Below are 14191 nucleotides of genomic sequence, written 5' to 3'. Positions count from 1 at the left end.
CCTGAGGTTGTGGTTTAATTGCGCGCTTTGCGCTTGCCCTTCAAGGAAACCTTCGTCGATGAATCAGCCCGCCACCAAAGTCCTGGTCATTGGCTACGTCTGGCCCGAGCCCCGCTCCTCGGCAGCGGGCGGGCATATGATGCAAATCCTTGAGAGCTTTCTTACGCAAGGTTGGGACATTACCTTCAGCAGCCCGGCCACCATTGGCGAGCACAAGGCCGACTTGCCGGCACTCGGGATCGCCGAACGCGCCATCGAACTGAATAACAGCAGTTTCGACGACTTTATTCGCGAACTGGCCCCGGATATCGTGCTGTTCGACCGTTTCATGATGGAGGAGCAATTCGGCTGGCGCGTAGAACAATGCTGCCCCGACGCCCTGCGCGTGCTGGAAACCTCCGACCTGCAAAGCCTGCGCGACGCCCGCCACCAGCGTTTCAAAGAACAAGTAAAAGCCAACCCCGACAGCGACGACTTCAGCGCCCTGTTCGCGCCGGCGCTGGAGGACGAATTCCAGCGCATGGCCGATACCGACCTGGCCAAGCGCGAAATCGCCGCGATTTACCGCTGCGACATCAGCCTGATGATCTCCGACGTGGAAATCCGCCTGCTCACCGAACAGTTCAAGGTGCCTGCCGCCCTGCTCCACTGGTGCCCCTTGATGCTGCAACCGCCCACTGCAGCCTTTGCGCCCTTTGAAGACCGTGCGCATTTCCTCAGCATCGGCAACTTCCGCCACGCGCCCAATTGGGACGCAGTGCTGTGGATGAAGCACAGCCTGTGGCCGCTGATCCGCCAACAGTTGCCGGGCGCGCAGTTGCACATCTACGGCGCCTACACCCCGCCCAAAGCCACCGCCCTGCACAACCCGGCACAGGGTTTTCATGTGATGAACTGGGCCGAAGATGCCTTGCAAGTCATGACGGCGGCGCGTATTTGCCTGGCGCCACTGCGCTTTGGCGCCGGCATCAAGGGCAAGTTGGTGGACGCCATGCTGTGCGGCACACCCAATGTCACCACCCCGATCGGCGCCGAAGCCATGGGCGATGACCAGCCCTGGCCCGGCGAGATCGCACAGGACGCCCCGGCCCTGGCCGCCGCTGCCGTTACCCTTTACCAAAACCGCGAGCGCTGGACTCAAGCCCAGGAGCATGGGCGCCAACTCCTGGCCCGACGCTATGACCAGGACGTGCACGGGCCCGCCTTGGTGGAATGCCTGGAACGTTGCCGCAGCAACCTCGCCGCCCATCGCCGGGACAACTTCACCGGCAGCATGCTGCGCCATCACGCGCATAAAAGTACCCAGTACATGTCCCAGTGGATCGAGGCCAAAAACCGCACCCTATAAACACTGCTGCTGGCGAGGTCGCGCGCGACGGGGCATTATCCTACGCAGCGACCACAATAAAGCGACGGCAGCATGACCCGAGCAACGCGCATCACCGACCCTTCCTACGAACTGATGGACGACCACAACGGCCTGTCCATCATCTATCGTCAGCATGGCTTCCCCTGCCCGTTGGTGCGCTGGCACTTCCACAAGGAATACGAACTGCACCTGATCGTCGCCAGCTCCGGCAAGGTGTTTATCGGCGACTACATCGGCAACTTCTACCCGGAAAGCCTGTTCCTCACCGGCCCCAACCTGCCCCATAACTGGATCAGCCAGGTGGAGGAAGATGAAGTGGTGCCCAAGCGTGACATGCTGGTGAACTTCACCGATGAGTTGTTCGAACACGGCAGCCACATCTTCACCGAACTCAAGAGCCTGGCGCCGCTGCTTGAACGTGCGCAATACGGCATCGAATTTCGCTGCAAAAAAACCATCGCCCACGCCATGACCCTGATGCAACGCATCGAAGACGCCCAAGGCATGGCACGCCTGGGGCACTTCTTTATCTTGCTGGAGGTGTTGAGCGCCTGTGAGGACTACCAGTTACTGTCCGGCGTCACCACGCCACAGCAAGCCGACGAACACAGCATCGACCGCACCAACCGCGCAGTGGACTACATCTTTGCCCACTACGCCCGAGAGCTGCCGTTGGAAGAAGTGGCGGAGTACCTGGGGATGAAGCCGACGTATTTTTCCCGGGTGTTCAAACAGGCGACCGGGCGGACTTTTATTGAATTCGTCAATCGGCTGCGCATCAGCAAGTCCTGTGAATTGCTGGCCGATGGGGACAAGGCCGTGACTGATGTGTGTTTTGAGTCGGGGTTTAATAATATTTCCAACTTTAATCGGCGGTTTCAACAGCTTAAGGGGATGACGCCGTCTCACTATCGGCGGTTGGCGGTGCAGCGGCTGACTGAGCAGAATTTGGCTTGAGGTTGATCGTTCATCTAGGTGGTGGGAAACAGAAACGTCTTACAAGGCTTTGAGGTTGCCCCTAGGACACTCGATCTCTAGTCTCCGTACACCGCTGCACAGGCAGCGTCGGGCGTCGCGGCCCGGTTTAATCAGATGCAAAGTGCCATTTCCGCTTTTAGTCGGCGTTTTTTTATCGTCTACTGTGCGGCTTCATGGTGGCTGTGCGCGGGATACCTTCGGGTATGCCGGTTTCCTGATTCCGGTCCGCGAACCTGCGTACGGCTACCACCCCATAGCGTCGCGGCGAAAGGGTGGCAGCTCCACTTAAATCAGGAGTTTCACCATGATCAAACCCACCCCAGCGGCGTTACCACGCGGAGCGTGGGAACGATCAAGCGTTAAGCACTGCACTGAGGATCGTTCCCGCACTCTGCGTGGGCATGCATTCCGTGACGCTCTGCATCACTCGGGGACGCAGAGCGTCCCAAGCGGCGTTACCACGCGGAGCGTGGGAACGATCAGGTGGTCGATGAGTGCAAAAAAGTATCAGTGAGCGTGCGCCCAAGGATTTGTCACCGCCGCTTTTGAAGGCTGTAATCAACGCACACTCTTCCTGACTTCTCGTAGGAAGACACAACAACAATAACCGTCCTTCTGTAGCCCTCTGGGCGCGGAAATGGAGTGCGCGATGAAGTTCACAGCAAAAGCATTGCTTGCCTGTACCTGCATGACCCTCAGCGCCGTCAGCCTTGGCGCGCAAACCCTGACCATTGCCACCGTCAATAACAGCGACATGATCCGCATGCAGAAGCTCTCGAAAACCTTCGAGGCCGAGCATCCGGAGATTAAGTTGAACTGGGTGGTGCTCGAAGAAAACGTGCTGCGCCAACGCCTGACCACCGACATCGCCACACAAGGCGGGCAGTTCGATGTGTTGACCATCGGCATGTACGAAGCCGCACTCTGGGGCGCCAAGGGGTGGCTGGAGCCGATGAAGGACTTGCCGGCTTCCTACGACCTCGACGATGTGTTCCCTTCGGTGCGTGACGGTTTGTCGGTCAAGGGCTCGTTGTACGCCCTGCCGTTCTATGCCGAAAGCTCGATCACCTATTACCGCACCGACCTGTTCAAGGACGCCGGGCTGAGCATGCCTGAGCACCCGACCTGGAGCCAGATCAGCGAATTCGCCGCCAAACTCACCGACAAATCCAAAGAGCAATACGGCCTGTGCCTGCGCGGCAAAGCCGGTTGGGGTGAGAACATGGCGCTGATCACCACCCTGGCCAACGGCTTCGGCGCGCGCTGGTTCGATGAGAAGTGGCAGCCAGAATTCAACGGCTCCGAGTGGAAGAACGCGCTGAACTTCTACGTCGACAACATGAAGAAATCCGGCCCGCCGGGCGCCTCCAGCAACGGTTTCAACGAAAACCTGGCGCTGTTCAACAGCGGCAAATGCGCGATCTGGGTGGATGCCAGCGTGGCCGGCTCGTTTGTTACCGACAAGAGCCAGAGCAAGGTCGCAGACCATGTCGGCTTTACCTTCGCGCCCCATGAGAAAACCGACAAGGGCACGTCGTGGCTGTACTCCTGGAGCCTGGCGATCCCCACCAGTTCCAAGGCCAAGGACGCCGCCAAGGTGTTCACCAGTTGGGCCACCTCCAAGGAATACGGCCAGCTCGTGGCCAAGACCGATGGCATCGCCAACGTGCCGCCGGGTACCCGCCAATCCACCTATAGCGACGAGTACATGAAGGCCGCGCCGTTCGCCAAGGTGACGCTGGAATCGCTGAAAGTGGCCGACCCGACCAAGCCGACCGAGAAGCCGGTGCCGTATATCGGTATCCAGTTGGTGACCATTCCTGAATTCCAGGCGATTGGTACCCAGGTGGGCAAGTTCTTCTCGGGTGCGCTGACCGGTCAGCAAACCGTCGATGCTGCATTGACCGCCGCGCAGAACACCACCGAGCGGGAAATGAAGCGGGCTGGTTACCCCAAGTAAACCAGCCTCACCACCGCAAATACAGGAGCAGAGCTTTTGTGGGAGCTGGCTTGCCTGCGATGCAAACGACTCGGTCTATCCGTAACACCGAGGCGATACCATCGCAGGCAAGCCAGCTCCCACAGTGACCGCGCTCCGACGCAGATTCTGTAGGCATCTGACTGGTTCTGATCACCATGAATACACCCACCAAAAACCGCCTGGCCAACCCCGGCTGGTTTCTCGTCAGCCCCTCGGTGGCCTTGTTGCTGCTGTGGATGATCGTGCCGCTGGGCATGACCCTGTACTTTTCGCTGATCCGCTACAACCTGCTCTACCCCGGCGAAAACCAATTCGTGGGGCTGGAAAACTTCAGCTACTTCATCACCGATTCGGGGTTCCTGCCCGGCGCCACCAATACCCTGTTGCTGGTGGGCAGCGTCTTGCTGATCAGCGTGGTGTTCGGCGTGTTGATCAGTGCGCTGCTGGAGGCCAGTGAGTTCCTGGGGCGCGGCATCGTCAGGGTGATGCTGATTTCGCCGTTCTTCATCATGCCCACGGTGGGCGCGCTGATCTGGAAGAACCTGATTTTTCACCCGGTGTCGGGGATTCTCGCCGCCGTGTGGAAGTTCTTCGGCGCCGAGCCGGTGGACTGGCTGGCGCATTACCCGCTGCTGTCGATCATCATCATTGTGTCGTGGCAATGGCTGCCCTTCGCGATCCTGCTGCTGATGACCGCCATGCAGTCCCTGGACCAGGAGCAGAAGGAAGCCGCACGCCTGGACGGTGCCGGCGCCATTGCGATCTTCTGGCACCTGACCTTGCCCCACCTGGCCCGCCCGATTGCCGTGGTGGTGATGATCGAAACCATCTTCCTGCTCTCGGTATTCGCCGAAATCTTCACCACCACCAACGGCGGCCCGGGCTACGCCTCGACCAACCTCGCCTACCTGATCTACAACCAGGCACTGGTGCAGTTCGATGTGGGCATGGCCTCGGCCGGCGGCTTGATTGCCGTGGTCATCGCCAATATCGCGGCGATCATCCTGGTGCGGATGATCGGCAAAAACCTGACTGACAAGCCTTGAGGGCCGCGCCATGACGCTTCAACAATCCCGCCGCCTGCAAAGCCTGCTGCTCGGCACATTGGCCTGGGCCATCGCGATCCTGATTTTCTTCCCGATCTTCTGGATGGTGCTGACCAGCTTCAAAACCGAAATCGACGCGTTCGCCACCCCGCCGCAGTTCATCTTCACGCCGACGCTGGAGAACTACCTGCACATCAACGAGCGCAGCAACTACTTCGCCTATGCCTGGAACTCGGTGGTGATTTCGTTCAGCGCCACCGCCCTGTGCCTGCTCATTTCGGTACCGGCCGCCTATTCCATGGCGTTCTACGAAACCCAGCGCACCAAGGGCACGCTGCTGTGGATGCTGTCGACCAAGATGCTGCCGCCGGTGGGCGTGCTGATGCCGATCTACCTGTTGGCCAAGAGCTTTGGCCTGTTGGACACGCGCATTGCGCTGATCATCATCTACACCCTGATCAACCTGCCGATTGTGGTGTGGATGGTGTACACCTACTTCAAGGACATCCCCAAGGACATCCTCGAAGCCGCCCGCCTGGACGGCGCCACCCTGTGGCAGGAAATGGTGCGCGTGCTGCTGCCCATCGCCAAGGGTGGCCTGGCCTCCACGGTACTGCTGTCGTTGATCCTGTGCTGGAACGAGGCCTTCTGGTCGCTGAACCTGACCTCCTCCAGCGCCGCGCCGCTGACCGCCTTGATCGCCTCTTACTCCAGCCCCGAAGGCTTGTTCTGGGCCAAGCTGTCCGCCGTCTCGACCCTCGCCTGCGCGCCGATCCTGATCTTTGGCTGGATCAGCCAGAAGCAGTTGGTACGCGGTTTGTCCTTTGGCGCCGTCAAATAATAATTCCCAGCGGAGGGCCCATCATGGCCAACCTGAAAATCAAGAATCTGCAAAAAGGCTTTGAAGGTTTTTCCATCATCAAGGGCATCGACCTGGAAGTGAACGACAAGGAATTCGTGGTGTTCGTCGGCCCGTCGGGCTGTGGCAAGTCCACCCTGCTGCGCCTGATCGCCGGCCTGGAAGAAGTCAGCGACGGCACCATCGAACTCGATGGCCGCGACATTACCGAAGTCACCCCGGCCAAGCGCGACCTGGCCATGGTGTTCCAGACCTATGCGCTGTACCCGCACATGAGCGTGCGCAAGAACATGTCGTTTGCCCTGGACCTGGCGGGTGTCGACAAGCAGTTGGTGGAGAGCAAAGTCGGCGAAGCGGCGCGCATCCTTGAGCTGGGGCCTTTGCTGGAGCGCAAGCCCAAGCAACTTTCGGGTGGCCAGCGCCAGCGCGTGGCGATTGGCCGAGCGATTGTGCGCAACCCGAAGATCTTCCTGTTCGACGAACCGCTGTCCAACCTCGACGCCGCCCTGCGCGTGCAGATGCGCCTGGAGCTGGCGCGCCTGCATAAAGAACTGCAAGCGACCATGATCTACGTGACCCACGACCAGGTCGAAGCCATGACCCTGGCCGACAAGGTGGTGGTGCTCAACAGCGGGCGCATCGAACAGGTCGGTTCGCCGCTGGAGCTGTACCACCAGCCGGCCAACCTGTTTGTGGCAGGCTTTCTCGGCACGCCGAAGATGGGCTTCCTCAAGGGCCAGATCACCCGCGTCGACAGCCAAGGCTGCGAGGTGCAACTGGACGCCGGCACTCTGATCAGCCTGCCGTTGAGCGGCGCCACCCTGAGCGTGGGCAGCGCGGTGACCCTGGGCATTCGTCCCGAGCACCTGGAAATGGCCACACCCGGGCAAACCACCCTGACCGTCACCGCCGACGTCGGCGAGCGCTTGGGCAGCGACACCTTCTGCCACGTCATCACCCGCAACGGCGAACCGCTGACCATGCGTATCCGTGGCGACATGGCCAGCCAGTACGGCGAGACGCTGCAGCTGCACCTGGACCCGGCGCACTGCCATCTGTTCGACACCGATGGCGTCGCCGTGGCCCGCCCACTGCGCGCTGCCGCCTGATTTCGCGAGTATTTCCAGATGAAATTGAATAAAGCCAACCTGACCCAACTGGCGCCCCAAGTGCAGTTGCCTGCGTATGCGATTGCCGACACCCGCCAGGGCATCGCGCACATTGGCGTCGGCGGTTTCCACCGTGCGCACCAGGCGTTTTACACCGATGCCCTGATGAACACTGGCGAAGGCCTGGACTGGGGCATCTGCGGCGTGGGCCTGCGCAGTGAAGACCGCAAGGCCCGCGACGACCTGGCCGGCCAGGATTACCTGTTCACCCTGTATGAACTGGGCGACACCGACGACACGCAAGTGCGCGTGATCGGCTCGATCAGCGACATGCTGCTGGCCGAAGACGGCGCCCAGGCGCTGATCGATAAGCTCGCCAGCCCACAGATCCGCATCGTCTCGCTGACCATCACCGAGGGCGGCTACTGCATCGACGACAGCAACGGCGAGTTCATGGCCCACCTGCCGCAGATCCAGCATGACCTGGCGCACCCGAGAGCGCCGAAAACCGTGTTCGGCTTTATCTGCGCTGCGCTCACCCAGCGCCGCGCCGCTGGCACCCCGGCCTTTACGGTGATGTCCTGCGATAACCTGCCTCACAACGGCGCCGTCACCCGCAAGGCCTTGCTGGCCTTCGCCGCCCTGCACGACGCGGGCCTGCATGACTGGATCAAGGCCAACGTGAGCTTCCCGAACGCCATGGTTGACCGCATCACGCCCATGACCAGCACCGCCCACCGCCTGCAACTGCATGACCAGCACGGGATCGACGATGCCTGGCCGGTGGTGTGCGAGCCGTTTGTGCAGTGGGTGCTGGAAGACAAATTTGTCAACGGCCGCCCGGCCTGGGAAAAGGTCGGCGTGCAGTTCACCGATGACGTCACGCCTTACGAAGAAATGAAGATCGGCCTGCTCAACGGCAGCCACCTGGCCCTCACGTACCTGGGGTTCCTCAAGGGCTACCGATTCGTTCACGAGACCATGAACGACCCTGTGTTCGTGGCGTATATGCGCGCCTACATGGACCTGGACGTCACGCCGAACCTGGCGCCGGTACCTGGTATCGACCTGACCGAATACAAGCAGACCCTGGTGCAACGCTTTTCCAACCAGGCGATTGCCGACCAATTGGAGCGCGTGTGCTCCGACGGTTCATCGAAGTTTCCCAAGTTCACCGTGCCGACCATCAACCGCCTGATTGCCGACGGCCGCGAGACGGACCGTGCCGCCCTTGTGGTGGCGGCCTGGGCGCTGTACTTGAAAGGTGTGGATGAAAACGGCGCGCGCTACAGCATCCCGGATCCGCGGGCAGCGTTCTGCCAGGACCTGGTGAGCGATGACGCGCTGATCAGCCAGCGGTTGCTGGGGGTGGAAGAGATTTTTGGCACAGCTATTCCCAAGTCGGCGGCGTTTGTGGCAGCGTTCGAGCGGTGTTATGCAAGCCTGCGCGACAAAGGCGTCACCACCACACTACAAAACCTGCTGAACAAACCGGATTAAACAGGTGGGAGCTGGCTTGCCTGCGATAGCGGTGGTCCAGTCAACCCTGCGGTGACTGCCAGACCGCTATCGCAGGCAAGCCAGCTCCCACATCGACCGTATTTTCAACCCAATAATAATGCTGAGCACTCCATCATGACCCAGCAAAACCTGTTCCTCGGAATCGACTGCGGCACCCAAGGCACCAAGGCCATCGTCCTCGACGCCTCCAGCGGCAAGGTGCTGGGCCTGGGCGCCGCCGCGCACACCTTGATCAGCGGCGCCAACGGCCGGCGTGAACAACACACCCAGGAATGGCTGGACGCCTTCACCGAAGCCACCCACCGCGCCCTGCAACAAGCCGGGGTGGACGGCCAGGACATCCTTGGCATCGGCGTGTCCGGCCAGCAGCACGGCCTGGTGCTGCTGGACGAACAAGGTGAAGTGCTGCGCCCGGCCAAGTTGTGGTGCGACACCGAAACCGCGCCGGAAAACGACCGGCTGCTGCAGCATCTGGGTGGCGAACGCGGGTCCCTGGAGCGCCTGGGCGTGGCCATCGCCCCGGGCTACACCGTGTCCAAGCTGCTCTGGACCCGCGAACAGCACCCCGACGTCTTCGCACGCATTGCCCATATCCTGCTGCCCCACGACTACCTCAACTACTGGCTCACCGGCCGCGCCTGCGCCGAGTACGGCGATGCGTCGGGCACCGGTTACTTCAACGTGCGCCGCCGCGAATGGGATGTGGCGTTGCTCCAGCACATCGACCCCAGCGGCCGCCTGCAAGCCGCGTTGCCGACACTGATCGAAGCCGACCAAGCGGTGGGCACGATCCTGCCGGCCATTGCCGAGCGCCTGGGCATCAACCCCAACGCGGTGGTGTCCAGTGGTGGCGGCGACAATATGATGGGCGCCATTGGCACCGGCAATATCGCCCCCGGCGTGATCACCATGAGCCTGGGTTCATCGGGCACCGTGTATGCCTTTGCCGACCAGCCCAACGTCAGCCCCCAGGCCTCGGTGGCGACCTTCTGCTCCTCTAGCGGCGGCTGGCTGCCGCTGATCTGCACCATGAACCTGACCAACGCCACCGGGGTGATTCGCGAGCTGTTCGACCTGGACCTCGATGCCTTCAACGCGCTGGTCGAACAGGCATCCATCGGGGCCGATGGGGTGAGCATGCTGCCGTTCCTCAACGGCGAACGCGTGCCCGCCCTGCCCCACGCCACCGGCAGCCTGCAGGGCCTGACCATGACCAACCTGACCCGTGCCAACCTGTGCCGCGCGGTGGTCGAAGGCACCACCTTCGGCCTGCGTTATGGCCTCGACCTGCTGCGCCAGACCGGCCTGCAAAGCCAGAGTATCCGTCTGATCGGCGGCGGCTCGAAAAGCCCGCTGTGGCGGCAGATGGTCGCCGATATCATGCACACCGAAGTGGTGTGTACCGAACAGAGCGAGGCGGCCGCCCTGGGCGCGGCGATCCAGGCGGCGTGGTGCCAGAGCGGCGAACCGCTGGCCAGCCTGTGCGACAAATGCGTGAGCATTGACCCGGCCAGCCGCACCTTACCCGTGGCTGCCCATGTCAGCGCTTATCAACAGGCGTATGAGCGTTATCAACAGCACGTGGCAACCCTTTGAGAGCGAGCAACTATGTATCTGGTGTGTGGTGAAGCGCTGTTTGATTTCTTCAGCGAGGAGGATGCCAGCGGGCAGGCCGCCAAGCTCAACTACAAGGCGATTGCCGGTGGCTCGCCGTTCAACGTGGCGGTGGGTTTGCGCCGCCTGGGGATCGAGTCGGGGCTCTTCGCCGGCCTGTCCACCGATTACCTTGGACGGCGCTTGCAGCAGGTCCTGAATGACGAAGGTATCTGCGAACGCTTTCTGGTGGCGTTCGACGCGCCGACCACCCTGGCGATGGTGGCCGTGGGCGCCAATGGCTCGCCGCAGTACAGCTTTCGCGGCGAAGGCTGCGCCGACCGGCAATTGCAACTGACGCACCTGCCGCCCCTGGGCGATGAAATTCGCGGGCTGCATGTGGGCTCGTTTTCGCTGGTGGTGCAACCGATTGGAGACACCCTGCTCAACCTGGTCAAGCGTGAAAGCGGCAAGCGTCTGATCAGCCTCGACCCCAACGTGCGCCTTAACCCGCAGCCCGATATCCACCTGTGGCGCGCCCGCGTCGCAGAGCTGGTGCAACACGCCGACCTGATCAAGGTCAGCGACGAAGACCTGCACCTGCTCTACCCCGACCAGACACCGGAAAGCGTGCTGCAAGGCTGGCTGCAACACCGCTGCCAACTGGTGTTCCTCACCCGTGGTGGCGACGGTGCGTCGGTGTTCAGCCGCCAGCATGGCAGTTGGTCGCAACCTGCGGTCAAGGTGGTGATGGCCGATACGGTGGGCGCTGGTGACACCTTCCAGGCGGCGCTGATTGCGTGGCTGACGGAACAGCAGTTGGATTCGGTTGACGGGCTGCAACGACTGAGCCGCGAGCAGATCGACGCCATGCTGGGCTTCGCGATCCGGGCTGCCGCCCTGACCTGCGGCAAGACCGGCCCAGACCTGCCCTATCGTCAACAACTGGCTTGAGCTGAGCGGGCAAAAACTCAAAGTGCCATCACGCAGGCCACGTATTCCGTGGCCTGCGCGCCATGCATAAAAAATTGCGCTACTGGAAAACTGTGCTAAACCCAAAAACAGGAGCAGTTATTACAACAAACCTAGGACACACCCATGCAAAAGCCCAGTGGTTTCTCGACCCGGGCCGTTTTAGCTGTCGGCCTCATCTCATTGCAGTACATGAACCCTCAACCCTCCCACGCCGCCTGCGTTCTCACCCCGGGAACCGGCAACGATACCTATACGTGTAACAACGGCAGCAGTGCCGGCCTGACCGATCTTTCCGGGGATAACAGCCTGACGCTCTCCACAGGCGGCGCCATCAATGGCGATGTGACCTTTGGCCCTGGAATAGATACGGTGGAAATCCGCGACGGCCGGGTCACCGGGATCGTGCAGCAAGGCGACGGTGTTGATCGTGTCGTCATGATGGGTGGGCGAATAGGCGGCCTGTTCCAGGGCGACGGCCGCGACGTGCTTGAAATGTATGACGGCATAATCGATGAGGCTTTTGAAGACGGCGATGTGGCCTACCAGCGCGGTGGCAAAATTGGCCGGGTCAATATGAAGTTGGACAAGAACTTCTATGAAATGACCGGGGGGGAAATCCGGGAGAACCTGGTCACCGGTTTCGACACCGACACCATCATCATTTCCGGCGGCACCATCGGCGGCAATATCAGCACCAGCGGCGGCGATGACAGCATCACCGTCAGCGGCGGCGTGATTAATGGTGAGATCCGTGCCAGCGTCGGCAACGATACGTTCAAATGGCTGGGTGAAGGCCGGATCAACTCCCGGGTATTGATGGGTGATGGCGACGACACGGTCCTGCTGCAAGGCTTGAATGAAAGCAAACTGAACCACACGCCCTTTATCGATGGCGGCCTGGGCAACGATCAGCTGATCTTCGACGCGACAACATCCAGCACCGCGGCCCGCTACATCGGCTTGGAGCGCGTCAGCCTCACCAAAAACTCGCGCCTGGACCTGGCCGGGGATTTTTTCCTCGGTGACAGTGGCAGCAATACCGGCATGTTCAACATCGACGGCAGCAGTACCCTGGCCGTGGCGCAAGGCGGCATCCGCCCCTACACCGCCGGGCAACTGGCGACGCTCAATAACGCCGGCACTGTCGACATGACCACCGACAACAGCGCTACCAGCGTGTTGACGGTGCATGGTAACTACGTGGGCAACAACGGCCAGCTGCACCTGCAAACCGTACTCGGCGACGAAAACTCTGCCACCGACAAGCTGGTAGTGTCCGACGGCAACATCAGCGGTCACACCCAACTGAGTGTCAGCAACCTCGGCGGTATCGGCGGGCTGACCCAGAACAACGGCATCGAAGTGGTCCAGGCACTCAACGGCGCCGTCAGCAGCAACGATGCGTTTGCCTTGAAGGGCTCGGTCTCCGCCGGGGCGTATGAATACCTGCTGTTCAAGGGCGGCACCCTTGCCAATACGAAAAACAGCTGGTTCCTTCGCTCCTCAGTGGTGGCCGTGCAACCGCCGGCGGTCCCACCCGTACCGCCGACACCGGCCGTGGTGGTGCCGGTGCCGCCGATCCCCGCCACTCCCCCTGTAGTGGACTCGGATGAACCTTCCGTGGAACCGCCCACTGCGCAACCGCAACCCCCAATCGAGCCTGCCGCGCCACCGCCCAGCCAAGTCGCTGCAGCCACGTCGCCGCAATCAGCGGCGAGTAACCCTGTACTTCCCACCGCCGTGGCGGGTGCCGCGCCGATTCCACTGTATCGCCTGGAAGTTCCGGTCTACTCCGTAGACATCCCCGCTGCGCAACTGATGACGTTGCAGGCGCTGGGCACCTTCCATGAACGCCAGGGCGAGCAAAGCCTGCTGACCGAGACCGGTGCAGTGCCGGCAGGTTGGGGCCGCGCCTATGGCAGTGATTTCAACAAAAGCTGGTCGGGCACCGTGGCGCCGAGTTTTGACGGCACGGTCAAGGGCTATCAGGTTGGCCATGACCTTTACGCCGCCGAAACCAGCGGCGGGCAGACGCAACGCCTTGGCCTCTTTATCGGCCAGAGCCGCCTGCGCGGCGACGTGAAGGGCTTTGCAATGGGCTGGCAGAACCATCGCTCTGGGCGGGTCAAACTCGACGGCGACAACTTCGGCGCCTACTGGACACTCACCGATCCGACCGGCTGGTACGTCGACCTGGTGGCCATGGGTACCCGCCTGGATGGCGACAACAAGTCCGACCGAGGAGTGAAGATGGATACCAAGGGCCACGCCCTGGCGTTATCCGCCGAGGCCGGCTACCCGTTCAGGCTGTCCGAGCATTGGGAGATGGAACCTCAGGCCCAGGTCATCGGCCAGAAGATCGATCTGGATAGTCAGCACGATGGCATTTCCAAGGTCTCATTCGACTCCCAGGAGTATTGGACCGGCCGCATCGGCGCACGGCTCAAGGGTCGCTATCTGGTCAGCAACACACCCGTGGAGCCGTACCTACGGGCGAATGTCTGGCACACCTTCGGCGGTAGCGACACGGTGACGTTCGACGGGGTGGACCGGATCAAGAGCGATCACAAGTCCTCCACGGCTGATATGGGCATCGGTGTTGTGGCTCAATTGTCATCCACGGTCAGTGTTTATATGGAGGGTAACTATGGCACCCAACTGGACGACAACAACTTTGAGGGTGTCAGTGGCAATTTCGGCGTAAGAGCGCGCTGGTAAACAGGAAGGACGTCAACATTGGGCCTGGCAACTACCAGGCCC

10 protein-coding genes are annotated in these 14191 nt (G+C 61.4%); all 10 read left to right on the top strand.

Annotated features, from left to right (window positions below):
* Nucleotides 1-58: 58 nt before the first annotated feature.
* The 10 genes from BOP96_RS18575 (at nucleotide 59) to BOP96_RS18530 (ending at nucleotide 14149) form a co-directional block, all read left to right on the top strand.
* Complete coding sequence (locus BOP96_RS18575) at nucleotides 59-1348, top strand: glycosyltransferase (protein ID WP_032901625.1); 1290 nt, start codon at nucleotides 59-61, stop codon at nucleotides 1346-1348.
* A gap of 72 nt (nucleotides 1349-1420) precedes the next feature.
* Nucleotides 1421-2326 carry an AraC family transcriptional regulator gene (locus tag BOP96_RS18570; protein ID WP_003190965.1) on the top strand — a complete coding sequence of 302 codons (906 nt, stop codon included), beginning with the start codon at nucleotides 1421-1423 and terminating at the stop codon, nucleotides 2324-2326.
* A gap of 670 nt (nucleotides 2327-2996) precedes the next feature.
* Nucleotides 2997-4307 (top strand): ABC transporter substrate-binding protein, encoded by a 1311-nt coding sequence (locus tag BOP96_RS18565; protein ID WP_060767707.1) that lies wholly within the window; start codon nucleotides 2997-2999, stop codon nucleotides 4305-4307.
* A gap of 176 nt (nucleotides 4308-4483) precedes the next feature.
* Nucleotides 4484-5374 carry a carbohydrate ABC transporter permease gene (locus BOP96_RS18560; RefSeq protein WP_014718700.1) on the top strand — a complete coding sequence of 297 codons (891 nt, stop codon included), beginning with the start codon at nucleotides 4484-4486 and terminating at the stop codon, nucleotides 5372-5374.
* Nucleotides 5375-5384: 10 nt separating this feature from the next.
* Nucleotides 5385-6215: a carbohydrate ABC transporter permease gene (locus tag BOP96_RS18555; RefSeq protein WP_005788583.1), complete on the top strand. Its 831-nt coding sequence runs from the start codon at nucleotides 5385-5387 to the stop codon at nucleotides 6213-6215.
* Nucleotides 6216-6238: 23 nt separating this feature from the next.
* On the top strand, nucleotides 6239-7342 hold the full coding sequence (locus BOP96_RS18550) for an ABC transporter ATP-binding protein (protein ID WP_060767706.1): 1104 nt from the start codon (nucleotides 6239-6241) through the stop codon (nucleotides 7340-7342).
* Between the two features lie 18 nt (nucleotides 7343-7360).
* Nucleotides 7361-8842, top strand: coding sequence for a mannitol dehydrogenase family protein (locus BOP96_RS18545; protein ID WP_060767705.1), 1482 nt, complete (start codon nucleotides 7361-7363; stop codon nucleotides 8840-8842).
* Between the two features lie 135 nt (nucleotides 8843-8977).
* Nucleotides 8978-10459 carry a xylulokinase gene (gene xylB / locus BOP96_RS18540; protein WP_073453631.1) on the top strand — a complete coding sequence of 494 codons (1482 nt, stop codon included), beginning with the start codon at nucleotides 8978-8980 and terminating at the stop codon, nucleotides 10457-10459.
* Between the two features lie 12 nt (nucleotides 10460-10471).
* Nucleotides 10472-11410, top strand: a complete 939-nt coding sequence (locus BOP96_RS18535; RefSeq protein ID WP_019816861.1) for a carbohydrate kinase family protein — start codon at nucleotides 10472-10474, stop codon at nucleotides 11408-11410.
* 144 nt (nucleotides 11411-11554) lie between these two features.
* On the top strand, nucleotides 11555-14149 hold the full coding sequence (locus BOP96_RS18530) for an autotransporter family protein (RefSeq protein ID WP_073453629.1): 2595 nt from the start codon (nucleotides 11555-11557) through the stop codon (nucleotides 14147-14149).
* Nucleotides 14150-14191 lie beyond the last annotated feature (42 nt).

The organism is Pseudomonas sp. FSL W5-0203, from assembly GCF_001896155.1.
GTDB classification, from domain to species: Bacteria; Pseudomonadota; Gammaproteobacteria; order Pseudomonadales; family Pseudomonadaceae; genus Aquipseudomonas; species Aquipseudomonas paracarnis.
The sequence above is the reverse complement of the archived record's forward strand: the minus strand, read 5'-3'. Positions and strand labels throughout refer to the sequence as shown.